The organism is Pseudomonas sp. Z4-20 (assembly GCF_051131955.1).
GTDB classification, from domain to species: domain Bacteria; phylum Pseudomonadota; class Gammaproteobacteria; order Pseudomonadales; family Pseudomonadaceae; genus Aquipseudomonas; species Aquipseudomonas marvdashtae.
Map to the genome: position 1 here is coordinate 1,039,665 of NZ_CP071641.1, position 24,857 is coordinate 1,064,521.

A 24,857-nucleotide genomic window follows, 5' to 3' on the forward strand; every position below is an offset into this window, starting at 1 on the left:
TTCATGAAAACAATCCAAGGCTGACTATGGACACTGAAGCGCTGGCGATAGGCGGCGGGCGGATGTTCCGCTACGCCTTGGGATCGCTGTTGGTGTTGGCCGGAATGGCATTATTGACGGCCCAGGGATTGGCATGGCTGGACCTGGAGCCGAGACTGCTGCGGGCATTGCAGGGAGGCGGGCTTTGCGCACTGGGCACCGCGTTGGGCGCCGTGCCGGTGCTGGTGATCCGGCGCATGCCCCAAGCCGTGAGCGATTCGCTGCTGGGTTTCGGCGCCGGGGTGATGCTCGCCGCCACAGCGTTTTCGTTGATCGTGCCCGGCATTGCCGCGGCCGAGCACCTGGGGTTCACGCCTTGGGCAGCCAGCGGTTTCATCAGTTTCGGCATTCTGCTTGGGGCGTTCGGGTTGTATCTGGTGGACCGCAAGGTATCTGCCAGCCCCGAAAAGCTGTTAGTGACACCGGGCCATTCGATCATTGCGCCGCGGATCTGGCTGTTCGTGTTCGCAATCATCGCCCATAACATTCCCGAAGGCATGGCCGTCGGTGTCTCGGCGGGCGGCGGCATGCCGGATGCCGACAGCCTGGCGATGGGCATCGCCTTGCAGGACGTGCCGGAAGGGCTGGTCATCGCGCTGGTACTGGCCGCCGCCGGGATGTCCCGTGCCAGGGCGTTTTTGATCGGCGCCGCGTCAGGGCTGGTCGAGCCGGTGTTCGCGCTGCTGTGCGCCTGGCTGGTGAGCCTGGCCGAGGCGCTGCTGCCCCTGGGATTGGCGTTGGCCGCCGGCGCGATGTTGCTGGTTGTAACCCATGAAGTCATCCCTGAATCGCGCCGTAATGGTCACGAGAAGCTGGCGAGCCTGGGGCTGCTGGTTGGGTTTTGTCTGATGATGGTGATGGACACGGCGTTGGCGTGAAGCTCTCCGTAAAGGTCGTCTTTGGACGAGGGGCGGCTATTCGCCTTCATCAAAGTAGTTATTGATGAGTTCCACCAGTGCATCCATTGCTTCCTGAGCCTGTTCACCTTCCGTGCTCAGGTGGATCTTGGTGCCTTTGCCCGCTGCAAGCATCATCATCGCCATGATGCTCTTGCCGTCGACCGTCGAATCAGGCGTACGCCCGACCCGGATCGTGGTATCAGGAAACTTGCCCGCCACACCCACGAATTTGGCCGAGGCACGGGCATGCAGGCCCAGCTTGTTGATGATTTCAATTTCCCGAGCAGGCATCGCGATGTGAATCCTTTAGCTGAGGTCGCGGTGGCGAACCTGGACGTTCTTCAGGGATTGTTGCAAGAGCTGACCTAGGCGCTCGGTCAGGTAGACGGAGCGGTGATGCCCACCCGTACAGCCGATCGCGATCGTGACGTAGGCGCGGTTGCTGGCGGCGAAACGGGGGAGCCATTTCAGCAGATAGCCAGAGATGTCCTGGTACATTTCCTCGACATCCGGCTGGGCCGCCAGGTAATCGATTACCGGCTGGTCGAGTCCGGACTGTTCGCGCAGTTCCGGCTTCCAGTAGGGATTGGGCAGGCACCGGACATCGAACACCAGGTCGGCATCCACCGGCATGCCACGCTTGAAGCCGAACGACTCCACGAGGAAAGCCGTGCCCGGCTCCGGCTGATTCAGCAGGCGCAACTTGATGGTGTCACGCAGCTGATACAGGTTCAGGTTGGTGGTGTTGACCTTCAGGTCCGCCAAGTCGGCGATGGGGCCGAGCAGCTGGCTTTCGTCATGGATGGCTTCGGCGAGGGAGCGGCTGGCGTTGCTCAGCGGATGGCGTCGACGGGTTTCAGAGAAGCGCTTGAGCAGCGTCTCCTCGTCGGCGTCCAGGTAAAGCACATCGCATTGGATATGCCGGCTGCGCACTTCTTCGAGCAATTCGGGGAATCGCGACAAATGGCTGGGCAGGTTGCGGGCATCGATGGACACAGCGACCAGTGGTTGCGCCAGCTCGGTGTGGATCAGCGCTCGCTCGGCCAATTCTGGAAGAAGGCCTGCTGGCAAATTGTCGATGCAATAGTAACCGCTGTCCTCAAGCACGTTGAGGGCGGTGCTTTTACCGGAGCCGGAGCGGCCGCTGACGATGATCATGCGCATGTTTAATGGCCGTTCTGCTCGTCCAGGACTACCTGATACAAGGCTTCGTTGCTCGGGGCGCTGCGCAGTTTTTCGCGTACTTCCTTGCGGTCCAGCATGCTGGCGATCTGGCGCAGCAGCTCCAGGTGCGCGTCGGTCGCCGCTTCCGGGACCAGCAATACGAACAGCAAGTCGACCGGGGCGCCGTCGATGGCGTCGAAATCGATAGGTGCTTCCAAGTGCAACAACGCGCTGATTGGCGCGGTGCAGCCTTTGAGGCGACAGTGAGGAATGGCGATGCCGTTGCCAAAACCGGTGGAGCCCAGTTTTTCACGGGCGACCAATGCCTCGAAGACGTCTTGCATTTCCAGATCCGGTACCTCGCGGTGGATCAGGTTGGCAATTTGTTCGAGGGCTTTCTTTTTACTGCCGCCCGGCGCGTTCACTTGGGAACGGCCGGGGGTCAGGATGGTTTCTAGTCGGATCATGGATTGGGGGGGTTAACGACCGGTTGCGCCCTGGAGGAGGCTCTGGGTCTTTTCCTTATGCTTTTTGAGTTGGCGATCCAGCTTGTCGGTCAGCAGGTCAATCGCGGCATACATGTCTGAATGCTCTGCGTTGGCAACCACTTCTCCGCCGGGAATATGCAGCGTGGCTTCGATTTTCTGCAGCAGTTTCTCGACGTTCATCGTGACTTGCACGTTGGTAATCTTGTCGAAATGCCTTTCCAATCGGTCGAGTTTCTCGCCGATGTAAGTGCGCAGGGGTTCGGTCACTTCCAGTTGGTGTCCACTGATGTTGACTTGCATACAGCTTCTCCTTCGTTGCCAGTGCATAAAGCGGCAGGTAGAAATACCTGCCACTGGAACGCTGTGGCGTGGCCTGTTACATCAACCGCTTGCGTTCGCTCGAAGGCGCGATCCCGAGGGACTCACGGTATTTGGCGACGGTACGGCGGGCCACCTGAATGCCTTGTGCCTCCAGTAAACCAGCGATCTTGCTGTCACTCAACGGCTTTTTCTGATTTTCCGCCGCGACCAGTTTTTTGATGATCGCGCGGATAGCCGTGGACGAGCATTCGCCGCCTTCGGAGGTGCTGACGTGGCTGGAGAAAAAGTATTTCAATTCATAGATGCCCCGTGGGGTATGCATGAATTTCTGGGTAGTCACCCGGGAAATAGTCGACTCATGCATGCCCACCGCCTCGGCGATGTCGTGCAGGACCAACGGTTTCATCGCTTCGTCGCCGTACTCCAGGAAGCCGCGCTGATGCTCGACGATCTGGGTAGCAACTTTCATCAGGGTTTCGTTGCGGCTTTGCAGGCTCTTGATGAACCAGCGCGCTTCCTGCAGCTGGTTGCGCATGAAGGTGTTGTCGGCGCTGGTGTCGGCGCGCTTCACGAAACCGGCGTATTGGGCGTTGACTCGCAGCTTGGGCACCGATTCCTGGTTCAGTTCCACCAGCCAGCGGTCGTTGTGCTTGCGCACGATCACGTCAGGTACCACGTATTCGGGTTCGGTGGATTCGATCTGCGAGCCGGGGCGCGGATTGAGGCTTTGTACCAGCTCGATGACCTGGCGCAGCTCATCTTCCTTGAGCTTCATGCGACGCATCAGTTGGCTATAGTCGCGGCCGCCCAGCAGGTCGATGAAATCCGTCACCAACCGTTTGGCTTCGGCCAGCCACGGCGTCTTGGCGGGCAGCTGGCGCAGTTGCAGCAACAGGCATTCACCCAGGTTGCGAGCACCGATGCCGGCGGGTTCGAACTGCTGGATGCGATGGAGGACGGCTTCGATCTCGTCCAGCTCGATGTCGAGCTCAGGGTCGAAGGCTTCCAGGATCTCTTCGAGGGTCTCGTCCAGGTAGCCCTGGTTGTTGATGCAATCGATCAGCGTTACGGCGATGAGGCGATCGGTATCGGACATCGGCGCCAGGTTCAGTTGCCACAGCAGATGACTTTGCAAGCTCTCCCCGGCGGAGGTGCGGGTGGTGAAATCCCACTCGTCGTCATCGCCGCTCGGCAGGCTGCTGGCGCTGGTCTGGTATACGTCGTCCCAGGCCGTGTCCACGGGCAGCTCGTTGGGAATGCGCTCGTTCCACTCGCCGTCCTCGAGGTTGTCCACCGTCGGGGCGGCTTCCTGGTAGGACGGTTCCGGGATTTCGGCGGGAGTTTTCTGCTCTACGTTATCGGCCAGCGGATCGGTATTGTCGAAGTCTTCGCCTTCTTCCTGGCGTTCGAGCATCGGATTGGACTCCAGCGCCTCCTGGATTTCCTGTTGCAGGTCCAGGGTCGACAATTGGAGCAGGCGGATGGCCTGTTGCAGCTGCGGTGTCATCGTCAGCTGCTGGCCCATTCTCAAGACTAGCGATGGTTTCATGGCAGGGGCTTAACACCTTATTCGCCGGCGCACATGCGCCATCCACTACAGGGCGCCGGAGCGCCAAACTTAAGCAAATTATATGCCTGAAACTGAAGTGTTTGCCTAGGGGGGACTCTCAATTAATTGAACGCGTCCCCGCAACGTCGGCATTGAAGCGCCGGCATCGCTCGGGCATTCGCCAGGCACATTGTGCTTAAAGGCGGAATTCATGGCCCAGATACACTTCCTTGACCAGTTCGTTGGCCAGGATGGTGGCGGAGTCGCCTTCGGCAATCAACTGGCCGTCATTGACGATATAGGCGGTTTCGCAGATATCCAAGGTCTCGCGCACGTTGTGGTCGGTGATCAATACGCCGATGCCCTTGGCCTTGAGGTGGTGGATGATCTGCTTGATGTCGCCCACGGAGATCGGGTCCACGCCAGCGAACGGTTCGTCGAGCAGGATGAATTTCGGCGCGGTGGCCAGGGCGCGGGCGATTTCCACACGGCGGCGCTCGCCACCGGACAGGCTCATGCCCAGGTTGTCGCGAATGTGACTGATGTGGAACTCTTGCAGCAGGCTTTCCAATTCCTGGCGACGGCCGGCCTTGTCGAGCTCCTTGCGGGTCTCGAGGATCGCCATGATGTTGTCGGCCACTGACAGCTTGCGAAAGATCGACGCTTCCTGAGGCAGGTAGCCGATACCGGCTTTTGCCCGGCCATGCATCGGCTGGTGGCTGACGTCCAGGTCATCGATCAGGACGCGGCCCTGGTCGGCCTGGACCAGGCCTACGATCATGTAGAAGCAGGTCGTCTTGCCCGCGCCGTTGGGGCCGAGCAGGCCGACGATCTGGCCGCTATCGATGGACAGGCTGACATCGCGAACGACCTGGCGACTCTTGTAGCTCTTGGCCAAGTGCTGGGCTTTCAGAGTTGCCATTACTGGGCCTTCTGCTCGTCGGTTTTCTTTTTCGGCTGGATCACCATGTCGATACGCGGGCGCGATTCGGTGACCTTGCTGCCAGTGGCGCGACCGGCGCTGGCCAGTTTCTTGTTGGTGTCATAGACGATTTTCTCGCCTTGAGTCACGTTGTTGTCCTTGTCGACAACCTTGGCGCGGTCGATCAGCACGACGCGGTCCTGGGACGCGTGATACTGGATGGTGACGCCATAGCCCTGGACCGGCTTGGTGTCGCCCGCGGTCTGCATCTGCTCAAAGTAGGCCAGGTTGCCCACCGAGGTCACCACGTCGATGTCGCCGGACTGGGTGCGGGTGATGGTCACGGTGTTGCCGGTCACCTTCATCGAGCCCTGGGTGATGATCACGTCACCTTTATAGGTGGCGACACCGTTCTTGTCGTCCAGTTGCGCGTCGTCGGCCTGGATGCGGATAGGCTGGTCGCGGTCGTTGGGGAGGGCCCAGGCGCTCGCGCTTCCCAGTGCTGCGCCCAGACTGAGCAAAATAGGGAGGGTTTTAGCGAGCTTCATACTGTCCTCTTACTTTCGATAGCAGGTGTATCCTGCTTTCCTTCAAATACGCCTTCATTCCTACGCCAGTCGACACGCCGCCGGCGCCGTCGATTCTAACGGGTTGCTCGGTCTGCGCATATTCTCGCTGCGGAAAGACCGTCATGCGGCTGCTGGTAATGATGGTCGTACGGTTCTTTTCATCGGTTCGGGCGATGCGTACCGAGTCGATCAGCTCGACTTCGGTGCCACCGGGATTGACCTCGGCGCGCTCGCTCTGGACGTGCCACGGAAATTCAGTGCCCCGGAACATGTTCAGGTCCGGTTTGGTGACCAGGGTGATATCGCTGGCCTTTACGTGATCGACCTTGTCGGAGGTCATTTCGTACTGCAGCTTGCCGTCGGGCAGGTATTGCAGCGTATGCGTATTGGTTGCGTACCAGTCGATGTTTTCCTCGACCTTGGCCGCCGGCTGGTCAAGGAAGCGTTCCGGGCTGATGTTCCAGTAGCCGACCGCCGCGAAAATCGCTGCGATACAGCCGAACACCAGGATGGTGCGAATCTTCTTGCTTAGCATAAATGGCTCACAGGTATGCGGCGTGGGCCGCTTCGAGGTGGCCCTGGGCACGCAGGATCAGTTCACAGAATTCACGGGCCGCGCCTTCGCCGCCCCTCGCCGTGGTAACCCCATGGGCGTGCTCGCGTACGAAGGCGGCCGCGTTGGCCACGGCCATGCCCAGGCCGACCCGGCGGATCACCGGCAGGTCCGGCAGGTCGTCACCGAGGTAGGCGACCTGTTCATAGCTTAGGTTGAGTTGGCCCAGGAGTTCGTCCAGTACCACCAGTTTGTCTTCACGGCCCTGATAAAGATGCGGGATACCGAGGTTCTTCGCCCGCCGCTCGACCACCGGGGTCTTGCGACCACTGATGATAGCGGTCTGCACGCCAGTCGCCATCAGCATCTTGATGCCTTGGCCGTCGAGCGTATTGAAAGTCTTGAATTCGCTGCCGTCTTCAAGGAAGTACAGGCGGCCATCGGTGAGCACACCGTCAACGTCGAACACGGCGAGCTTGATATTCTTGCCCCGTAGCAGCAGGTCGGTCGTCATTACATTACTCCAGCACGCAGCAGGTCGGACAGATTGAAGGCGCCAACCGGGCGGTCCTCGTCGTCCACCACCACCAGTGCGTTGATCCTGTGGTCTTCCATGATTTTCAGGGCTTCGGCGGCGAGCATGTCGGCGCGAGCGGTCTTGCCGTGAGGGGTCATGACTTCGTCGATGGTCGCATTGCGGATATCGATAGCGCGATCGAGGGTGCGGCGCAGATCGCCGTCCGTGAAAACCCCGGCGAGCTTGCCGTCGGCTTCGAGGATCACCGTCATCCCCAGCCCCTTGCGGGTCATCTCCATGAGCGCGTCCTTGAGCAGCGTGCCGCGTTGTACTTGCGGCAATGCCTCGCCGGCGTGCATCACGTTTTCGACTTTCAGCAACAGGCGACGGCCCAAAGCACCACCGGGGTGGGAAAAAGCGAAGTCCTCGGCGGTGAAGCCCCTGGCTTCCAGCAGTGCCACGGCCAGGGCATCGCCCATGACCAGGGCTGCGGTGGTGGACGAAGTCGGGGCCAGGTTCAGCGGGCAGGCTTCGTGCTCGACATGAACGTTGAGGTTCACTTCGGCGGCCTTGGCCAGGGGAGAGTCCGGATTGCCGGTGATGCTGATCATCTGGATGCCCAGGCGTTTGATCAATGGCAGCAGCGTGAGGATTTCATTGGTCGAGCCGGAGTTGGACAGGGCCAGGATGACATCGTCCCGGGTGATCATGCCCATGTCGCCGTGACTGGCTTCGGCCGGGTGGACGAAAAATGCCGTGGTGCCGGTGCTGGCCAGGGTGGCAGCGATCTTGTTGCCGATGTGCCCGGACTTGCCCATGCCGACCACGACCACGCGCCCCTTGCTGGCCAGAATCATCTCGCAGGCGCGTACGAAATCAGCGTCGATATGAGGCAGCAAGCCTTGCACGGCTTCGAGCTCGAGGCGGATGGTACGTTGTGCCGATTGAATCAGGTCGCTGGATTGGCTCATGTCAGAATCGTATAGCCCGATGAAAAGGCGGCGATTATAGCGACAATGAACGAATCCCTCACGTTAGTTCGTCATGCTTTATTCGAACGGTTGTAAGGTCGGACATAAATTGTGGCGTTTTATCGCTGGTCTGGCTTAACGGGCATGGGGTTGGCCTTGGGCGCCCGGCGGTTGCAGTGATATAGTTCGCCGCCGGTTCGTGTGCCCGGTTGTACCGGCGTTTGTCGGCTGGCCGGGGCATTCGAATATGAGGCTGCATCGCAAGGAGTTTAGATGAGTGCCGACAACGCCTACGCGGTCGAGCTGAAGGGACTGTCCTTCAAGCGAGGGACGCGCAGTATTTTCAATGACATCGATATTCGTATCCCGCGCGGCAAGGTGACCGGCATCATGGGCCCTTCCGGCTGCGGAAAGACCACGCTGCTGCGGCTGATGGGCGCACAACTGCGCCCCAGCACCGGCGAAGTCTGGGTCAACGGCCAGAATCTTCCGCAGCTATCGCGCAGCGACCTGTTCGATGCGCGCAAGCATATGGGCGTGCTGTTCCAGAGCGGTGCCCTGTTCACTGACCTTGATGTATTCGAGAACGTGGCGTTTCCCCTGCGGGTCCATACGCAGCTGCCGGAAGAGATGATTCGCGACATCGTCCTGCTCAAATTGCAGGCGGTCGGGCTGCGGGGTGCCCTGGAGCTGATGCCGGACGAGCTGTCTGGCGGCATGAAGCGGCGGGTGGCCTTGGCCCGGGCGATCGCCCTCGACCCGAAAATCCTGATGTACGACGAGCCCTTCGTTGGGCAGGACCCCATTGCCATGGGCGTGCTCGTGCGCCTGATCCGGCTGCTCAACGATGCGTTGGGCATCACCAGCATCGTGGTCTCCCATGACCTGGCCGAAACCGCGAGCATCGCCGACTACATCTATGTTGTAGGCGATGGTCAGGTGCTGGGGCAGGGCACGCCCCAGGAGTTGCTGGATTCGGAAAACCCGCGCATTCGCCAATTCATGAAAGGTGATCCGGACGGCCCGGTGGCGTTCCATTTTCCGGCCACGGATTACCGTACCGATCTGCTGGGGAAGCGCTGATGCGCAAGAAGTCATTAATAGAAAGAGTCCGCCTGTTTGGTCGCTCGGGCATCGACGTGGTGGCAGTCCTGGGGCGTTCATCGTTGTTCCTGATGCATGCCTTGCTCGGTCGTAATTCGACCGGCGGCGGTTTTGGCCTGCTGGTCAAGCAATTGCATTCGGTGGGGGTGATGTCCCTGGTGATCATCGTCGTCTCCGGGATCTTCATCGGCATGGTGCTGGCACTCCAGGGCTTCAGCATTTTGTCCAGCTACGGGTCGGAGCAGGCGGTTGGGCAGATGGTTGCGCTGACATTGCTGCGTGAACTCGGGCCGGTGGTGACGGCACTGCTGTTCGCCGGGCGTGCCGGTTCGGCGCTGACGGCCGAAATCGGTAACATGAAGTCCACCGAGCAGTTGTCCAGCCTGGAAATGATTGGTGTCGACCCGCTCAAATATATTATTGCCCCGCGCCTGTGGGCCGGCTTCATTTCCCTGCCGGTGCTGGCGATGATCTTCAGTGTCGTGGGGATCTGGGGCGGCTCATGGGTTGCCGTCGATTGGCTGGGGGTCTATGAAGGCTCCTATTGGGCCAACATGCAGAACAGCGTCGATTTTCTCGACGATGTGCTCAACGGTGTGATCAAGAGTGCCGTATTCGCTTTCGTGGTGACCTGGATTGCCGTGTTTCAAGGTTATGACTGTGAGCCCACGTCAGAGGGGATCAGCCGTGCCACAACCAAGACCGTGGTCTACGCCTCGTTGGCCGTCCTGGGCCTTGACTTTATTCTGACCGCCTTGATGTTTGGAGATTTCTGATGCAAAACCGCACCCTGGAAATCGGTGTCGGCCTTTTCTTGCTGGCTGGCATCCTGGCTTTGCTGCTGCTGGCCCTGCGGGTCAGTGGACTGGCGCCGACCGCGAGCACCGATACTTATAAACTTTATGCTTATTTTGACAATATCGCCGGTTTGACGGTCAGAGCCAAGGTGACCATGGCCGGTGTGACCATCGGCAAGGTCACGGCAATCGATCTGGACCGCGACAGTTTCACTGGCCGGGTAACGCTGCAGTTGGAAAAACGCGTGGATAACCTGCCGACCGACTCCACTGCATCTATCCTCACGGCTGGGCTGCTGGGTGAGAAATACATCGGTATCAGCGTGGGCGGGGAAGACTCCCTGCTCAAGGACGGCGGGACCATCCACGATACGCAGTCGTCGCTGGTGCTTGAGGACCTGATCGGTAAATTCCTGCTCAATACCGTTAGCAAAGAAGCCAAATGAGGAGCTTTTGAATGATCTCTATCCTGCGACGCAGCCTGCTGGTCCTGCTGGCGGCGCTGCCGCTGATGGGCAACGCCTTGGCGGCGCCTTCGGCGCACGACATCATCAAGACGACGACTGACCAGCTGTTGGCGGATCTTTCAGCCAACAAGGAAAAGTACAAGCAGGACCCGGGCGCGTTCTATGAATCCTTGAACCGTATCGTTGGGCCGGTGGTGGATGCCGACGGTATTTCCAAGAGCATCATGACCGTCAAGTATTCGCGCAAGGCTACGCCCGCGCAGATGAGCCGCTTCCAGGAAAACTTCAAGCGCAGCCTGTTCCAGTTCTATGGCAACGCCTTGCTCGAGTACAACAACCAAGGCATCACGGTCGACCCGGCCAAGGATGAGTCTGGCGAGCGCACCAGCGTCGGCATGACGGTCAAGGGCAACAACGGTGCCGTCTACCCGGTGTCCTACACGCTCGAGAAGATCAATGGCGAGTGGAAGGTACGCAACGTGATCATCAATGGCATCAACATCGGCAAGCTGTTCCGCGATCAGTTCGCCGATGCGATGCAGCGCAATGGCAATGACCTGGACAAGACCATCAATGGTTGGGCCGGTGAGGTCGCCAAGGCAAAAGAAGTTGCCGAAGATGCCCAAGAGAAGCAGCAATGAACGAGTCGGTGAGTGAGTCAGCCGTGCGCCTGGGCGAGTCCGGCGAGCTGCTGCTCAGCGGCGTGCTGGATTACCGCACCGGCCCGGGCTTGCGCAAGCAGGGCCAGGCGCTGATCAAGTCCGCCACGACCGCCGAGCTGGTGATCGATTGCTCAGGCGTGCAGAAGTCCAGCAGCGTCGGCCTGTCGCTGCTGCTGTGCTTCATGCGGGACGCCAAGGAAGCCGGCAAGACGTGGAGCATCCGCGCAATGCCCGAAGACATGCGCGAAATAGCCCAGGTCAGCGAATTGACCGAGCTGTTGGCGCACCACTGAACCCACATCTTTGGAGCCCCCCCGTCAGAGTCCTGCTTCGCGGGGTTCGCAGGCGCGGGGCTTTTTTGTATGATGTGCGACCCGTGCGCACAGGGCGCCGATTGAGGTTGAGCATGCAGGCTGTAGAAGTGAAGAGCTTCCTAGAAGGAAAGCTGCCTGGTACGAACGTGGAAGTTGAAGGCGAAGGCTGCAACTTCCAGTTGAACGTGATCAGCGATGAACTGGCGGCGTTGAGCCCAGTGAAGCGTCAGCAGAGCATCTATGCCCATTTGAACCCATGGATCGCCGATGGCAGCATCCACGCGGTCACGATGAAATTTTTCAGCCGCGCGGCCTGGGCCGAGCGCACCTGAGCCCAAGGGCCTCGAGATTCTTATGGATAAATTGATTATTACCGGCGGCGTTCGTCTTGATGGCGAAATCCGTATTTCCGGGGCAAAGAACTCCGCCCTGCCGATCCTGGCCGCGACGCTGCTGTGCGATGGCCCGGTGACCGTGGCCAACCTGCCGCACCTGCACGACATCACCACCATGATCGAGCTGTTCGGTCGCATGGGCATCGAGCCGGTGATCGACGAGAAGCTCAGCGTCGAAATCGACCCGCGCACCATCAAGACCCTGATCGCCCCGTACGAACTGGTGAAGACCATGCGTGCGTCGATCCTGGTGCTGGGCCCGATGGTTGCTCGTTTCGGTGAAGCCGAAGTCGCGCTGCCTGGCGGTTGCGCCATCGGTTCGCGTCCGGTGGACCTGCACATCCGTGGCCTGGAAGCCATGGGCGCGATCATCGACGTCGAGGGCGGCTACATCAAGGCCAAGGCCCCTGAAGGCGGCCTGCGCGGGGCGAGCTTCTTCTTCGATACCGTCAGCGTGACCGGTACCGAGAACATCATGATGGCCGCTGCCCTTGCCAAGGGCCGCAGCGTGCTGCAAAACGCCGCCCGCGAGCCTGAAGTCGTCGACCTGGCGAACTTCCTGATCGCCATGGGCGCCAAGATCACCGGCGCCGGCACCGACACCATCACCATCGATGGCGTCGAGCGCCTGCATTCGGCCACTTATAAAGTGATGCCAGACCGTATCGAAACCGGCACCTACCTGGTAGCCGCCGCCGTCACCGGTGGCCGCGTCAAGGTCAAGGACACTGATCCAACCATCCTCGAAGCCGTCCTCGAAAAACTCAAGGAAGCCGGCGCCGAAGTCACCTGTGGTGAAGACTGGATCGAAGTGAACATGCACGGCAAGCGGCCGAAAGCCGTCAACGTGCGGACCGCGCCTTACCCGGCGTTCCCGACCGACATGCAGGCGCAGTTCATCTCCCTCAACGCCATTGCCGAAGGCACCGGTGCGGTGATCGAGACGATCTTCGAAAACCGTTTCATGCACGTCTACGAGCTGCACCGCATGGGCGCCAAGATCCAGGTCGAAGGCAACACCGCCATCGTTACCGGGACCGAGAAGCTCAAGGGCGCGCCTGTGATGGCCACCGACCTGCGGGCCTCGGCCAGCCTGGTGATCTCGGCCTTGGTAGCCGAAGGCGATACGCTCATCGATCGCATCTACCACATCGACCGTGGCTACGAGTGCATCGAAGAGAAACTGCAGATGCTCGGCGCCAAGATCCGTCGCGTACCGGGCTAGTCCCGGCTGAACGGGCACAGGGAGGTGCCCTCTGATTTCGTTTCACGTCGAGGGTGGTTCCACCCTCGATGTGTGTCTGGCGCCGTTTGCGACCAGGCATGAGTACTTGATAAGGACTGACGCTTCCCATGTTGACCATCGCACTGTCCAAGGGCCGTATCCTCGACGACACCCTGCCGCTTCTGGCTGAAGCGGGCATCGTGCCGACCGAGAATCCGGACAAGAGCCGCAAGTTGATCATCCCCACGACCCAGGCCGATGTGCGCTTGCTGATCGTGCGCGCCACCGATGTGCCAACCTACGTTGAACATGGCGCCGCTGATCTCGGGGTGGCCGGTAAAGACGTGTTGATGGAATACGGTGGCCAGGGCTTGTACGAGCCGTTGGACCTGCAGATCGCCCGCTGCAAGCTGATGACCGCCGGTAAAGTCGGCGCACCTGAGCCCAAGGGACGCCTGCGGGTGGCGACCAAGTTCGTCAACATTGCCAAGCGTTACTACGCCGAGCAGGGCCGTCAGGTCGATATCATCAAGTTGTACGGTTCGATGGAGCTGGCGCCGTTGATCGGCCTGGCGGACAAGATCATCGACGTCGTCGACACCGGCAATACGTTGCGGGCCAATGGCCTGGAGCCCCAGGATTTCATCGCGGACGTCACCTCCCGGCTGATCGTCAACAAGGCTTCGATGAAAATGCAGCACGCCCGTATCCAGGCTTTGATCGATACCCTGCGCAAGGCAGTGGAATCGCGACACCGCGGCTGATTCACCTGCGCGACCTTAGCGTCGCGCCCGTCTATCCGCGTCATAGCCAATTTTCTCAGGTGCCCACGCGAATGGACTGGTAGCTTAGGGCGCCTGAGCATTTGCCATTAATGAGGCCCTCGCTATGACCGCTCCCACTTCGATTCGCCGACTCAACGCTGCCGACCCGGATTTCGCGCATCATCTGGATCATCTGCTGAGCTGGGAGAGTGTGTCTGACGACTCGGTCAATGAGCGGGTGCTGGACATCATCAAGGCCGTTCGCGAGCGTGGCGATGCCGCGTTGGTGGAGTTCACGCAGAAGTTCGACGGCTTGCAAGTCGCCTCGATGGCCGACCTGATCCTGCCACGCGAGCGTCTGGAGCTGGCACTGACTCGGATCACCGTGCCTCAGCGCGAGGCGCTGGAAAAAGCCGCGTCCCGGGTTCGCAGCTACCACGAAAGGCAGAAACAGGACTCCTGGAGCTACACCGAAGCCGACGGCACGGTGCTGGGCCAGAAGGTCACGCCGCTGGACCGCGCCGGCCTGTACGTCCCGGGTGGCAAGGCGTCCTATCCGTCCTCGGTATTAATGAACGCCATCCCGGCCAAGGTCGCCGGGGTGACCGAAGTGGTGATGGTGGTGCCGACCCCGCGCGGTGAAATCAACGAACTGGTGTTGGCCGCCGCCTGCATTGCCGGCGTCGACCGGGTGTTCACCATCGGCGGTGCCCAAGCCGTCGCCGCGTTGGCCTATGGCACCGAAAGCGTGCCGAGGGTCGACAAAGTGGTCGGGCCGGGCAACATCTATGTCGCCACCGCCAAGCGCCACGTATTTGGCCAGGTCGGTATCGACATGATCGCCGGACCTTCGGAGATCCTCGTGGTGTGTGACGGTCAGACCGACCCGGACTGGATCGCCATGGACCTGTTTTCCCAGGCCGAGCACGACGAAGATGCCCAGGCGATCCTGGTCAGCCCGGACGCCGAGTTCCTCGACAAGGTCGCTGCGAGCATCGACAAGCTGCTGCCGACCATGGACCGCGCCGAGATCATCAACACCTCGATCAATGGTCGTGGAGCGCTGATCAAGGTCGAAGACATGGAGCAGGCCATCGAGGTCGCCAACCGCATTGCGCCGGAACACCTGGAATTGTCGGTCGCCGACCCTCAAGCCTGGCTGCCGAAGATTCGCCACGCCGGTGCGATTTTCATGGGCCGTCACACCTCCGAGGCGCTGGGCGACTATTGCGCGGGTCCCAACCACGTGCTGCCGACCTCCGGCACCGCGCGTTTCTCCTCGCCGCTGGGGGTTTACGATTTCCAGAAACGTTCGTCGATCATTTTCTGCTCCGAGCAGGGCGCGTCCGAACTGGGCAAGACCGCGTCGGTGCTGGCCCGCGGCGAATCCCTGAGCGCCCACGCGCGTAGCGCCGAGTACCGCATTCTTGACGAGCCATCCATTGAGCGGCAGGGGAACTGAAATGAGCAGATTCTGGAGCCCGTTCGTCAAGAACCTGGTGCCCTACGTGCCGGGCGAACAGCCGAAGCTGACCCGGCTGGTCAAGCTCAACACCAATGAAAATCCCTACGGCCCATCGCCCAAGGCCCTGGCCGCGATGCAGACCGAGCTGAACGACAATCTGCGCCTGTATCCGGATCCCAACAGTGATCTGCTGAAAAGCGCCGTGGCCCGGTATTACGGTGTGCAGACCAACCAAGTGTTCCTGGGCAACGGTTCGGATGAAGTGCTGGCGCACATCTTCCACGGCTTGTTGCAACACGATCAGCCGTTGCTGTTCCCGGACATCAGCTACAGCTTCTATCCGGTTTATTGCGGGCTGTACGGTATCCAGTTCGATGCGGTGCCGCTGGATGAGCAATTCCGGATCGACCCGGCGGACTACGCCAAGCCCAATGGCGGGATCATTTTCCCCAACCCCAACGCGCCGACCGGCTGCCTGTTGGCGCTGGAAGCGATCGAGCAGATCCTCAAGGCCAGCCCGGATTCGGTGGTGGTGGTCGACGAGGCCTACATCGACTTTGGCGGCGAGACGGCCATCAGCCTGGTGGATCGTTATCCGAACCTGCTGGTCACCCAGACGCTTTCCAAGTCTCGTTCGCTGGCGGGGCTGCGGGTGGGGCTGGCGGTGGGCCATCCGGAGCTGATCGAAGCGCTGGAGCGAATCAAGAACAGCTTCAACTCCTATCCCCTGGATCGCCTGGCAAATGTCGGCGGCGCGGCAGCGTTCGACGACCGTGAGTACTTTGACCGGACCTGTCGGTTGGTCATCGAGCACCGTGAATGGGTGGTGACGCAATTGGCAGCCAAGGGTTTTGAAGTGCTACCGTCGTCGGCGAACTTCATCTTCGCCCGTCATCCCCGGCACGACGCGGCGGGGCTGGCGGCGAAATTGCGCGAGCAAGGCGTGATTGTGCGGCACTTCAAGCAAGAGCGCATTGCGCAGTTCCTGCGGATCAGCATCGGCACGCCGGAGCAGAACCAGGCCCTGATCGAAGCCTTGGGCGAACTCTAAAGACCTGCGGTCGCTGTGGGAGTCTCGCTCCCACAGCGCTTGGTGTCCTATTCGTGGTGCGGTTCGCCGAGGAATGTCAGCGAGGTGAACACGCCGCGCGTCGCCACGTCCTTGTTGTCCTTGAGCGCGATTTCCATGCTCGCGGCGATCACATTCAAACCTTCATTGCGCACCAGCACTTTGGCCCGGCCTTCGGCATCGGTTTCAGTGCTCACGGTATTCGGCGCGCTACGGTAGTCCCCCACCAGTTTCACCCCAGCCGCCGGTTTGCCATCGAGCAGCACCCGCACCGGCAGTGACTGGCCGGGACCGACGGTCAGCGGGTCGACTTCCGGCACGATTACGAACTTGATCGGATCCAGCTTCGGCAGTTTCGCCCCCGGCTCATAGATCGCCAGGCTGTATTTGAACGTCTGCGTCGACTCAATCGCGCCGGGCACCTTGCTGCGGCCTTCGTTGATCCACTTTTTGTCAGCCGTCTGCGACCACATCCCGTTGTCCAGGGCGACCGCCAGCACGGCCGGGGGCTTGAGCGGTTGCAGGCGCGCATGGTCCGGCAGGCGCTCCACCGTAACGGGGATCATCTTGCCGCCCAGGTCGTAGGCCCAGGCGCCGCTGATTTTTTTCGCCTTGAAGGCGTTGTCCTCGGCGCCGTGGCCGTAGATCACTTCAATGTTGCCGCGTCGTTGTTCGGTCCACAGGCCATGGGCCGAGGCCTGGGTGGCGAGAAACAGGCCGAGAAGGGCGAAGGTCTTGGGGTATTTCATGCTGACTTCCTTTACAGATCGAGGGTGAGGCTGACAGTGAAGTTGCGCGGGTCGCCGGGCGTGACCCAGTAATTGCTGAAGGAGCGTTCGTAGTACTTTTCGTCGAACACGTTGTTCAGGTTCAGGCCCACGGTGACGTTGTCGCTGGCCTTGTAATGGGCCAGCAGGTCCACGGTGTGGTAGGCCGGCAGTTCGAAGTCCTTGCCGGCTTCGCCCGAGCGATCACCGACATAAGTGAACGCTGCACCGAGGTCCGAACCGCGCAGATGCCCATCCTGGAATTCGTAGACGCCCAGCAAGCTGCCGCTGCGCTTGGCGACGCCGAGGATCCGGCTGCCCGTGGGAATTTCCTCGTCACCCTGGGTCACTTCGGCATCGATGTAGGCGAAGGCGCCGATGATGCGCACCGCGTCGGTCACCTGGCCTGTGATCTGCAAATCGATGCCCTTGCTGCGGGCCTCGCCCACGGCGCGGCTGAAATCGGTTCCGGCAACCTGAGTCAGGACGTTTTCCTTTTCTATGTGGAACGCCGCCAGGGTGGTGCTCAATCGGTCATCGAACAACTCGCTCTTGACCCCGATTTCATACCCGATACCTTCCTCGGGGTCGAAGGTCTTGTCGTTGGCGTCCAGGCCGTTGTTGGGCTTGAACGAGGTGGAGGCGTTGGCGAACAGCCCGACTTCAGGCGTCAGTTGATACAGCAACCCGGCGCGCTGGGTCAGGGCGTCGTGGCGCTGGCGGCTGGTCACGTCGTTGACGTGGTTGTCGACGCTCTGCTCGAAATGCTCATAGCGCACACCAAGCAGGCCACGCAGCTTGTCGGTGAAGATGATCTGGTCCTGAAGGTTCAGGGCCCGGCTTTTGACATGCTCGAAGAAGTCCGTGCCGGAGCGCACGCCGTTGGGTTTTGGCTGGCCGTAGATCGGGTTGTAGAGGTCGATGGGGTAAGCGCCAGCGATGGTGGTCACGCGCTCGTTCTTGCGGTAGTCCTCGTATTCCGTGCCGATCAGCAGCTCATGCTGCCAAGGCCCGAGGTCGAATCGGCCACGCAGTTCCAGCTGGGTAATGCTGTCGTGCCAGTTGTTGTCGCGCTCGCGGTAGCGGCGGTTCACGGTGTGGCCGTCGGCGTTCAGCGGGCGCGCTTCGGAGGCAAATCCCCAGAGTACGCCCTGCTTGTAGTGGCTGGCGAGGCGCAGTTGCCAGTCATCGTTGAGCTGATGCTCAAGGGCGGCCTGAAGCATGTTGTTGTGGTTGTCGATGTCGCCGTCGTTGGGCTCGCCCAAAAAAGTCGAACGGGAAACGCCGCTCCAGCGATTGTTTGGCGCGACGATGCCGCGGTCAAAAGTCGAGCTGTGACGCACGATTTCACTTTCCACCAGCAGCCGAGTGTCTGGGCTTAGTTGCCAACTGATGGAAGGCGCCACGAAGACACGCTTGCTGTCGACGTGATCGCGGAAGCTGTGGTTGTCCTCGACCGCCAGGTTGACCCGCGACAGCACGTTGCCTTCAGCGTCGAGTGGCGTATTGACGTCCAGGGCGGTGCGGTAGCGATCCCAACTGCCAGCGCTGGTCTGCAATGTGGTGAACGCTTCAGGCTGGGGTTTCTTGGTGACGATGTTCACCGTGCCCCCGGGATCGCCTCGCCCGTAGAGGCTGGCCGCAGGCCCCTTGAGTACCTCGATGCGCTCGATATTGGCCGCGTCCGGCGTGCTGGGATAGCCGCGGTTGGCGCTGAAACCGTCCTTGTAGAATTCTGAAGTGGTGAAGCCGCGCACGCTGTATTCGTAGAGCGTCAGCCCGCCGAAGCTGTTCTGTTTCGATACGCCGCCGGCATATTCCAGCGCTCGCTCGACGCTCGTGCTGCCCAGGTCCTTGAGCACGCTGGCGGGGATTACGCTGATGGATTGCGGGACGTCGCGCAGGGCCGTGTCGGTTTTGGTGGCGCTGGCGGAACGGGTGGCGCGGTAGCCCGAGACGGGGCCAGTGGGGGATTCGTAATTGGACGTGACGTTGATGGCGTCCAGCTCCAGGGGCTGGTTTTCTTCGGCAAAGACCGGATCGCCCAGCAGGCCCAGGGCCAGGCTGGCGAGGGAAATCCGTTTTAAAGATGACATGTTATGTTGTTCCAATTTTTAGTATTGAAACAATATAACACTACTAATGAGAATTTATGCTATTTCTGATTTTCCTGATTCGCGGATTGTTTTCGTGGCGAGGGAGCTTGCTCCCGCTGGGCCGCGAAGCAGCCCCAACAGGATCGGATGCGGTCGGTCTGGTATTTTCGAGGTGACGGTTTTTAGGGCCGCTGCGCGACCCAGCGGGAGCAAGCTCCCTCGCCACGGGGGGATAGTTATTCTTCTTCCTTGAGCACCACCGGTGCCGGCGGTGGACGCAGGCCGATTTCGGCCGTGAGCTTGAGCTCCTTGCCGTTGCGCATCACCTGGACAGTCACCTTGTCGGTGGGCTTGATCCGCGCCACTTGGTTCATCGAGCGGCGGCCATCGCCCGCCGGTTCGCCATCGATGCTCAGGATCACATCGCCTAGCTGCAAGCCGGCCTTCTGCGCCGGGCCGTCGCGGAAGATCCCTGCCACAACGATCCCGGGACGCCCGGACAAGCCGTAAGACTCCGCCAGTTCCTGGGTCAGCGGTTGCACTTCGATGCCCAGCCAGCCACGGATCACCTGGCCGTGTTCGATGATCGACTTCATCACCTCCATCGCCAGTTTCACCGGGATGGCGAAGCCGATGCCCTGGCTGCCGCCGGACTTGGAGAAAATCGCGGTGTTGATCCCGGTGAGGTTGCCGTTGGCATCCACCAGTGCACCGCCGGAGTTGCCGGGGTTGATCGCGGCGTCGGTCTGGATGAAGTCTTCGTAGTTGTTCAGGCCCAGCTGGTTGCGCCCGGTGGCACTGATGATGCCCATGGTCACGGTCTGGCCGACGCCGAACGGATTACCGATCGCCAGGGCCACGTCGCCGATGCGAATACTGTCGGAGCGGCCGATGGTGATCGCCGGCAGGTTTTTCAGATCGATCTTGAGCACGGCGAGGTCGGTTTCCGGATCGCTGCCTATCACCCGGGCCAGGGTCTCACGGCCATCCTTGAGCGCCACGACGATCTGGTCGGCACCGCTGGTGACGTGGTTGTTGGTCAGGATATAGCCTTCCGGGCTCATGATCACACCCGAACCCAGGCTCGACTCCATGCGCTTCTGCTTGGGCGAGTTGTCGCCGAAAAAACGCCGGAATTGTGGGTCTTCGAAGAGCGGGTGGTTGGGTTTGTTGATGACCTTGGTGGTGTACAGGTTGACCACCGCCGGCGCGGCCAGGGTCACTGCGTCGGCATAGGACACCGGCCCCTGCTGCGGGGCCTTGGTTTGCGGCGCCTGCTGCAGATTGACGTCAAGGCTTGGCAGCCCGACCCATTCCGGGTAGCGCTGGATAATCAATAGAGCGACAAGCACGCCGGCCAATAGCGGCCAGCCGGAAAAACGCAGCGCCTTGAGCATTAAGCACGTCCTACGATGGTTGCAGGCGGGATGAGACCGCCCATAATGTCGCGCATTATACGAGGCCGCGCACGCCTCGGAACGGGATATTTAGGAGTCTTTTTATGGCCGTAGCCCTGAGCACCCTGGTTGAAGAAGCGGACCGATACCTGGCAAGCAGCCGGGTCACCGATTACTGCCCCAATGGCTTGCAGGTCGAGGGCGCGCCGCAGGTGATGCGCATCGTCAGCGGCGTGACCGCCAGCCAGGCGCTGCTCGACGCCGCCGTGGAGGCCAGCGCCGACCTGGTGTTGGTGCACCATGGTTATTTCTGGAAGGGTGAGAACCCGTGCATCACCGGCATGAAGCAGCGGCGCCTGAAAACTTTGCTCAAGCACGACATCAGCCTGCTGGCCTATCACTTGCCGCTGGATTTGCATCCCGAGGTCGGCAATAACGTGCAACTGGCCCGGCAGTTGGATATCACCGTCGAAGGGCCGCTGGATCCGGATAACCCGAAAATCGTCGGCTTGGTCGGCTCCTTGTCCGAGCCGATGACGCCGCGGGATTTCGCCCGCAAGGTCCAAGAGGCCATGGGCCGCGAGCCGTTGTTGATCGAAAGCGAGCACATGATCCGTCGCGTTGGCTGGTGCACGGGCGGGGGGCAGGGCTATATCGAACAGGCAGTGCTGGCCGGGGTTGATCTGTACCTCAGTGGCGAGGCGTCCGAGCAGACTTTTCACAGCGCCCGGGAAAACGGCATCAGCTTCATCGCCGCCGGTCACCATGCGACCGAACGCTACGGCGTCCAGGCATTGGGCGACTATCTGGCGCGACGTTTTGCACTGGAACACATCTTTATCGACTGCCCGAACCCCATTTGACACGCCTTCGGCCCCCGAACCCGCAGGCATATCCATATGCTGTTTCGATCTAGCCGGCGCCCTGATTAGAAGAGGTCGCTGTGCTAGGATTCCCCGCTCGAACACGGCCCGCTGGCCGTTCATAAGAATGTTTTCGTGAGTAGCCATGGTCGACAAACTGACGCATCTGAAACAGCTGGAGGCGGAAAGCATCCACATCATCCGCGAGGTGGCCGCCGAGTTCGACAACCCGGTGATGCTGTACTCCATCGGTAAAGACTCCGCCGTGATGCTGCACCTGGCACGCAAGGCGTTTTTCCCCGGCAAGCTGCCGTTTCCGGTGATGCACGTCGACACCCGCTGGAAATTCCAGGAGATGTACAAGTTCCGCGACCGCATGGTTGAGGAGCTTGGCCTGGACTTGATCACCCATATCAACCCGGACGGCGTGGCGCAGAATATCAACCCGTTCACCCATGGCAGCGCCAAGCACACCGACATCATGAAGACCGAGGGCCTGAAACAGGCGCTCGACAAGCATGGTTTCGACGCAGCTTTCGGCGGTGCCCGTCGCGATGAAGAGAAGTCCCGCGCCAAGGAGCGCGTCTACTCTTTCCGCGACGGCAAACACCGCTGGGACCCGAAGAACCAGCGTCCGGAGCTGTGGAACGTCTACAACGGCAAGGTCAACAAGGGCGAATCCATTCGCGTGTTCCCGCTGTCGAACTGGACCGAGCTGGACATCTGGCAGTACATCTACCTCGAAGGCATTCCGATCGTGCCGCTGTATTTCGCCGCCGAGCGTGAAGTGATCGAGAAGAACGGCACGCTGATCATGATCGACGACGAGCGCATCCTCGAGCACCTCTCCGATGAAGACAAAGCCCGCATCGTCAAGAAGAAAGTGCGTTTCCGTACCCTTGGCTGCTACCCGTTGACGGGCGCGGTGGAGTCCGAGGCCGAAAGCCTAACGGACATCATTCAGGAAATGCTCCTGACGCGAACTTCCGAGCGCCAGGGCCGGGTCATCGACCACGATGGCGCAGGCTCGATGGAAGATAAGAAACGTCAGGGGTACTTTTAAGCTTCGAGTTACAAGCGGCAAGCTGCAAGTTAAAGGCGGTATGCGTAATTTTGCAGCTTGGTGCTTGCAGCCGGTTGTTGCGAGCCGTCATCGGATGATCGCAATGGATTTCGAGAAGCTGATTGTTTGGCAACGAAGCAAATGTTTGGCGGTGGGAATTTATAGAGAGTTTGCGCGCTGTGGGGATTTCGGCTTCAAAGACCAAATTACCCGTTCCGCACTTTCGGTGCCTTCCAATATCGCAGAAGGCATGGAGCGTTACAGCGCCAAGGAAAAGGTACGTTTTCTTTGGATCGCGAAGGCTTCTTGTGGAGAGTTACGAACACAGATCCTCATCGGCAGCGACATTGCTTACATCGCCCAGCCGCTGGCAGATAACTGGATTGCAGAAACTCGCGAGCTCTCAAAAATGCTTCGCGGCTTGATCAACAAAATTTCTGACTAGCTGTACGCCGACAAGCTTGCCGCTTGAAGCTTACAGCTCGGAGCTTGAACACAATGAGCCATCAATCTGATTTGATCAGCGAGGACATCCTCGCCTACCTGGGCCAGCACGAGCGTAAAGAACTGCTGCGCTTTTTGACCTGCGGTAACGTCGATGACGGCAAAAGCACCCTGATCGGGCGCTTGCTGCACGACTCCAAGATGATCTACGAAGATCACTTGGAAGCCATCACCCGCGATTCGAAGAAAGTCGGCACCACCGGTGACGACATCGACCTGGCATTGCTGGTCGACGGCCTGCAGGCCGAGCGCGAGCAAGGCATCACCATTGATGTTGCGTACCGCTATTTCTCCACCGCCAAGCGCAAGTTCATCATTGCCGATACTCCCGGCCATGAGCAGTACACCCGCAACATGGCCACCGGTGCCTCCACCTGTGACCTGGCGATCATCCTGGTGGATGCCCGCTACGGCGTGCAGACCCAGACCCGTCGCCACAGCTTCATCGCCTCGTTGCTGGGCATCAAGCACATCGTTGTCGCCATCAACAAGATGGACCTCAAGGACTTCGACCAAGGCGTGTTCGAGTCGATCAAGGCCGACTACCTGAAGTTCGCCGAAGGCTTGAAATTGAAGCCCACCAGCATGCACTTCGTGCCGATGTCGGCCCTCAAGGGCGACAACGTGGTGAACAAGTCCGAGCGCTCGCCGTGGTACACCGGCCAGTCGCTGATGGAAATTCTCGAAACCGTGGAAGTGGCCGGTGACCGTAACTTCACCGACCTGCGTTTCCCGGTGCAGTATGTCAACCGTCCGAACCTGAACTTCCGCGGTTTCGCCGGCACCCTCGCCAGCGGCGTCGTGCACAAGGGCGACGAAGTGGTGGTGCTGCCGTCGGGCAAGAGCAGCCGGGTGAAATCCATCGTCACTTTCGAGGGCGAACTGGAGCACGCCGGCCCAGGTCAGGCCGTAACCCTGACCATGGAAGACGAGATCGACATCTCCCGTGGCGACTTGCTGGTGCACGCCGATAACGTCCCGCCGGTCACCGACAGCTTCGAAGCGATGCTCGTGTGGATGGCCGAAGAGCCAATGCTCCCGGGCAAGAAATACGACATCAAGCGCGCCACCAGTTATGTGCCGGGCTCGATTGCCAGCATCGTCAACAAGGTCGATGTGAACACGCTCGAAGAAGGCCCGGCCAGCGCGCTGCAACTCAACGAAATCGGCAAGGTGAAGATCGCCCTGGACGCGCCGATTGCCCTGGACGGCTACGAGAGCAACCGCACCACCGGCGCCTTCATCATCATTGATCGCCTGACCAACGGCACCGTTGGCGCGGGCATGATCGTCGCCCAGCCGCTGGCCCATGGCAGCAGCACGCATCACGGCAAACTGGCCCATGTGTCGGTGCAAGAGCGCGCCCAGCGCTTCGGCCAGCAACCGGCCACGGTGTTGTTCAGCGGCTTGTCCGGCGCGGGCAAGAGCACGCTGGCCTACGCCGTGGAGCGCAAGCTGTTCGACCAGGGCCGTGGGGTGTTCGTGCTCGATGGCCAGAACCTGCGTCATGACTTGAACAAAGGCCTGCCGCAGGATCGTGCCGGGCGTACCGAGAACTGGCGTCGTGCGGCTCACGTCGCACGCCAGTTCAACGAAGCCGGCCTGCTGACCCTCGCCGCGTTCGTTGCGCCGAGTGCCGAAGGGCGTGAGCAGGCCAAGGACCTGATCGGCAGGGAGCGTCTGCTGACGGTCTACGTCCAGGCGTCGCCAGCGGTGTGCGCCCAACGCGATCCGCAAGGGCTGTACGCCGCTGCCGGCGATAACATCCCGGGCGAGTCCTTCCCGTACGACGTGCCGCTGGACGCCGACCTGGTGATCGACACCCAGTCCCTGACGTTGGAGGAAAGCGTCAAGCAGGTGCTGGAGCTGCTACGCAAGCACGGGGTGATATAAGGGGAGCAGCTTCAAGTTGC

General features: G+C 60.6%; 28 protein-coding genes. 15 read left to right on the plus strand and 13 right to left on the minus strand.

Annotated elements, in window-relative coordinates; all coding sequences use genetic code 11:
• Positions 1–26 precede the first annotated feature (26 nt).
• A complete protein-coding gene (locus tag J3P82_RS04835; RefSeq protein ID WP_434561141.1) occupies positions 27–917 on the plus strand; it encodes a ZIP family metal transporter in 891 nt (296 codons plus the stop codon).
• A gap of 36 nt (positions 918–953) precedes the next feature.
• On the opposite strand, the gene J3P82_RS04840 is transcribed toward J3P82_RS04835, so the two are convergent.
• From J3P82_RS04840 to J3P82_RS04885, 10 genes are all read right to left on the minus strand, one after another.
• On the minus strand, positions 954–1,229 hold the full coding sequence (locus J3P82_RS04840; RefSeq protein ID WP_434561143.1) for an HPr family phosphocarrier protein: 276 nt from the start codon (positions 1,227–1,229) through the stop codon (positions 954–956).
• A 15-nt stretch (positions 1,230–1,244) separates the two neighbouring features.
• Complete coding sequence (rapZ, locus tag J3P82_RS04845; RefSeq protein WP_186638038.1) at positions 1,245–2,102, minus strand: RNase adapter RapZ; 858 nt, start codon at positions 2,100–2,102, stop codon at positions 1,245–1,247.
• Positions 2,103–2,104: 2 nt separating this feature from the next.
• Complete coding sequence (gene ptsN, locus J3P82_RS04850) at positions 2,105–2,569, minus strand: PTS IIA-like nitrogen regulatory protein PtsN (RefSeq protein WP_186613414.1); 465 nt, start codon at positions 2,567–2,569, stop codon at positions 2,105–2,107.
• A 12-nt stretch (positions 2,570–2,581) separates the two neighbouring features.
• Positions 2,582–2,890, minus strand: coding sequence for a ribosome hibernation-promoting factor, HPF/YfiA family (gene hpf, locus J3P82_RS04855; RefSeq protein WP_039592236.1), 309 nt, complete (start codon positions 2,888–2,890; stop codon positions 2,582–2,584).
• Between the two features lie 76 nt (positions 2,891–2,966).
• Positions 2,967–4,460: an RNA polymerase factor sigma-54 gene (locus J3P82_RS04860; protein WP_434561145.1), complete on the minus strand. Its 1,494-nt coding sequence runs from the start codon at positions 4,458–4,460 to the stop codon at positions 2,967–2,969.
• Positions 4,461–4,656: 196 nt separating this feature from the next.
• Positions 4,657–5,382, minus strand: a complete 726-nt coding sequence (lptB, locus tag J3P82_RS04865) for an LPS export ABC transporter ATP-binding protein (RefSeq protein WP_047228667.1) — start codon at positions 5,380–5,382, stop codon at positions 4,657–4,659.
• Positions 5,382–5,930, minus strand: coding sequence for a lipopolysaccharide transport periplasmic protein LptA (gene lptA, locus J3P82_RS04870; RefSeq protein ID WP_434561147.1), 549 nt, complete (start codon positions 5,928–5,930; stop codon positions 5,382–5,384). The genes lptB and lptA overlap by 1 nt, the downstream gene beginning before the upstream one ends.
• Positions 5,917–6,486: an LPS export ABC transporter periplasmic protein LptC gene (gene lptC / locus J3P82_RS04875; protein WP_186613420.1), complete on the minus strand. Its 570-nt coding sequence runs from the start codon at positions 6,484–6,486 to the stop codon at positions 5,917–5,919. Before lptC ends, lptA begins: the two co-directional genes overlap by 14 nt.
• A 7-nt stretch (positions 6,487–6,493) precedes the next feature.
• Entirely contained in the window at positions 6,494–7,018 is a 525-nt protein-coding gene (locus tag J3P82_RS04880) for a KdsC family phosphatase (RefSeq protein ID WP_186613422.1), read from the minus strand.
• Positions 7,018–7,992 (minus strand): KpsF/GutQ family sugar-phosphate isomerase, encoded by a 975-nt coding sequence (locus J3P82_RS04885; RefSeq protein WP_434561149.1) that lies wholly within the window; start codon positions 7,990–7,992, stop codon positions 7,018–7,020. The genes J3P82_RS04880 and J3P82_RS04885 overlap by 1 nt, the downstream gene beginning before the upstream one ends.
• 273 nt (positions 7,993–8,265) lie before the next feature.
• Here J3P82_RS04885 and J3P82_RS04890 point away from each other — a divergent pair, with 273 nt between their 5' ends.
• From J3P82_RS04890 to hisC, 10 genes are all read left to right on the plus strand, one after another.
• Positions 8,266–9,075 (plus strand): ATP-binding cassette domain-containing protein, encoded by an 810-nt coding sequence (locus J3P82_RS04890; protein ID WP_434561151.1) that lies wholly within the window; start codon positions 8,266–8,268, stop codon positions 9,073–9,075.
• Positions 9,075–9,872 (plus strand): lipid asymmetry maintenance ABC transporter permease subunit MlaE, encoded by a 798-nt coding sequence (mlaE, locus tag J3P82_RS04895; protein ID WP_434561153.1) that lies wholly within the window; start codon positions 9,075–9,077, stop codon positions 9,870–9,872. The genes J3P82_RS04890 and mlaE overlap by 1 nt, the downstream gene beginning before the upstream one ends.
• Positions 9,872–10,339: an outer membrane lipid asymmetry maintenance protein MlaD gene (mlaD, locus tag J3P82_RS04900; protein ID WP_434561155.1), complete on the plus strand. Its 468-nt coding sequence runs from the start codon at positions 9,872–9,874 to the stop codon at positions 10,337–10,339. Before mlaE ends, mlaD begins: the two co-directional genes overlap by 1 nt.
• Before the next feature lie 11 nt (positions 10,340–10,350).
• A complete protein-coding gene (locus J3P82_RS04905; protein WP_434561157.1) occupies positions 10,351–11,001 on the plus strand; it encodes an MlaC/ttg2D family ABC transporter substrate-binding protein in 651 nt (216 codons plus the stop codon).
• Positions 11,002–11,009: 8 nt separating this feature from the next.
• Positions 11,010–11,315, plus strand: a complete 306-nt coding sequence (locus J3P82_RS04910) for an STAS domain-containing protein (RefSeq protein ID WP_434563696.1) — start codon at positions 11,010–11,012, stop codon at positions 11,313–11,315.
• A gap of 113 nt (positions 11,316–11,428) precedes the next feature.
• Positions 11,429–11,668 (plus strand): BolA family protein, encoded by a 240-nt coding sequence (locus J3P82_RS04915; protein ID WP_434561159.1) that lies wholly within the window; start codon positions 11,429–11,431, stop codon positions 11,666–11,668.
• Between the two features lie 22 nt (positions 11,669–11,690).
• Positions 11,691–12,956, plus strand: coding sequence for a UDP-N-acetylglucosamine 1-carboxyvinyltransferase (gene murA / locus J3P82_RS04920; RefSeq protein ID WP_434561161.1), 1,266 nt, complete (start codon positions 11,691–11,693; stop codon positions 12,954–12,956).
• A gap of 128 nt (positions 12,957–13,084) precedes the next feature.
• Complete coding sequence (gene hisG, locus J3P82_RS04925; protein ID WP_053178222.1) at positions 13,085–13,720, plus strand: ATP phosphoribosyltransferase; 636 nt, start codon at positions 13,085–13,087, stop codon at positions 13,718–13,720.
• Positions 13,721–13,844: 124 nt separating this feature from the next.
• Positions 13,845–15,182 carry a histidinol dehydrogenase gene (hisD, locus tag J3P82_RS04930; RefSeq protein ID WP_434561163.1) on the plus strand — a complete coding sequence of 446 codons (1,338 nt, stop codon included), beginning with the start codon at positions 13,845–13,847 and terminating at the stop codon, positions 15,180–15,182.
• Position 15,183: 1 nt separating this feature from the next.
• Complete coding sequence (hisC, locus tag J3P82_RS04935; RefSeq protein ID WP_434561165.1) at positions 15,184–16,236, plus strand: histidinol-phosphate transaminase; 1,053 nt, start codon at positions 15,184–15,186, stop codon at positions 16,234–16,236.
• Positions 16,237–16,283: 47 nt separating this feature from the next.
• Here the strand turns inward: hisC and J3P82_RS04940 are convergent, their stop codons facing one another.
• The 3 genes from J3P82_RS04940 to algW form a co-directional block, all read right to left on the minus strand.
• Positions 16,284–17,003, minus strand: a complete 720-nt coding sequence (locus J3P82_RS04940; protein WP_434561167.1) for a DUF4198 domain-containing protein — start codon at positions 17,001–17,003, stop codon at positions 16,284–16,286.
• An 11-nt stretch (positions 17,004–17,014) separates the two neighbouring features.
• Positions 17,015–19,117: a TonB-dependent siderophore receptor gene (locus tag J3P82_RS04945; protein WP_434561169.1), complete on the minus strand. Its 2,103-nt coding sequence runs from the start codon at positions 19,115–19,117 to the stop codon at positions 17,015–17,017.
• Between the two features lie 236 nt (positions 19,118–19,353).
• The gene (gene algW, locus J3P82_RS04950; protein ID WP_434561171.1) at positions 19,354–20,514 is read right to left on the minus strand and encodes a Do family serine endopeptidase AlgW; all 1,161 of its coding nucleotides are present in this window, start codon (positions 20,512–20,514) and stop codon (positions 19,354–19,356) included.
• 104 nt (positions 20,515–20,618) lie between these two features.
• On the opposite strand from algW, the gene J3P82_RS04955 reads away from it, so the two are divergent.
• The 4 genes from J3P82_RS04955 (at position 20,619) to cysN (ending at position 24,837) form a co-directional block, all read left to right on the plus strand.
• Entirely contained in the window at positions 20,619–21,377 is a 759-nt protein-coding gene (locus tag J3P82_RS04955; protein WP_434561173.1) for a Nif3-like dinuclear metal center hexameric protein, read from the plus strand.
• Positions 21,378–21,522: 145 nt separating this feature from the next.
• Positions 21,523–22,440, plus strand: a complete 918-nt coding sequence (gene cysD / locus J3P82_RS04960) for a sulfate adenylyltransferase subunit CysD (RefSeq protein WP_434561175.1) — start codon at positions 21,523–21,525, stop codon at positions 22,438–22,440.
• Positions 22,441–22,543: 103 nt separating this feature from the next.
• Entirely contained in the window at positions 22,544–22,885 is a 342-nt protein-coding gene (locus tag J3P82_RS04965; RefSeq protein ID WP_434563698.1) for a four helix bundle protein, read from the plus strand.
• Between the two features lie 53 nt (positions 22,886–22,938).
• Entirely contained in the window at positions 22,939–24,837 is a 1,899-nt protein-coding gene (gene cysN, locus J3P82_RS04970; protein WP_434561177.1) for a sulfate adenylyltransferase subunit CysN, read from the plus strand.
• Positions 24,838–24,857 lie beyond the last annotated feature (20 nt).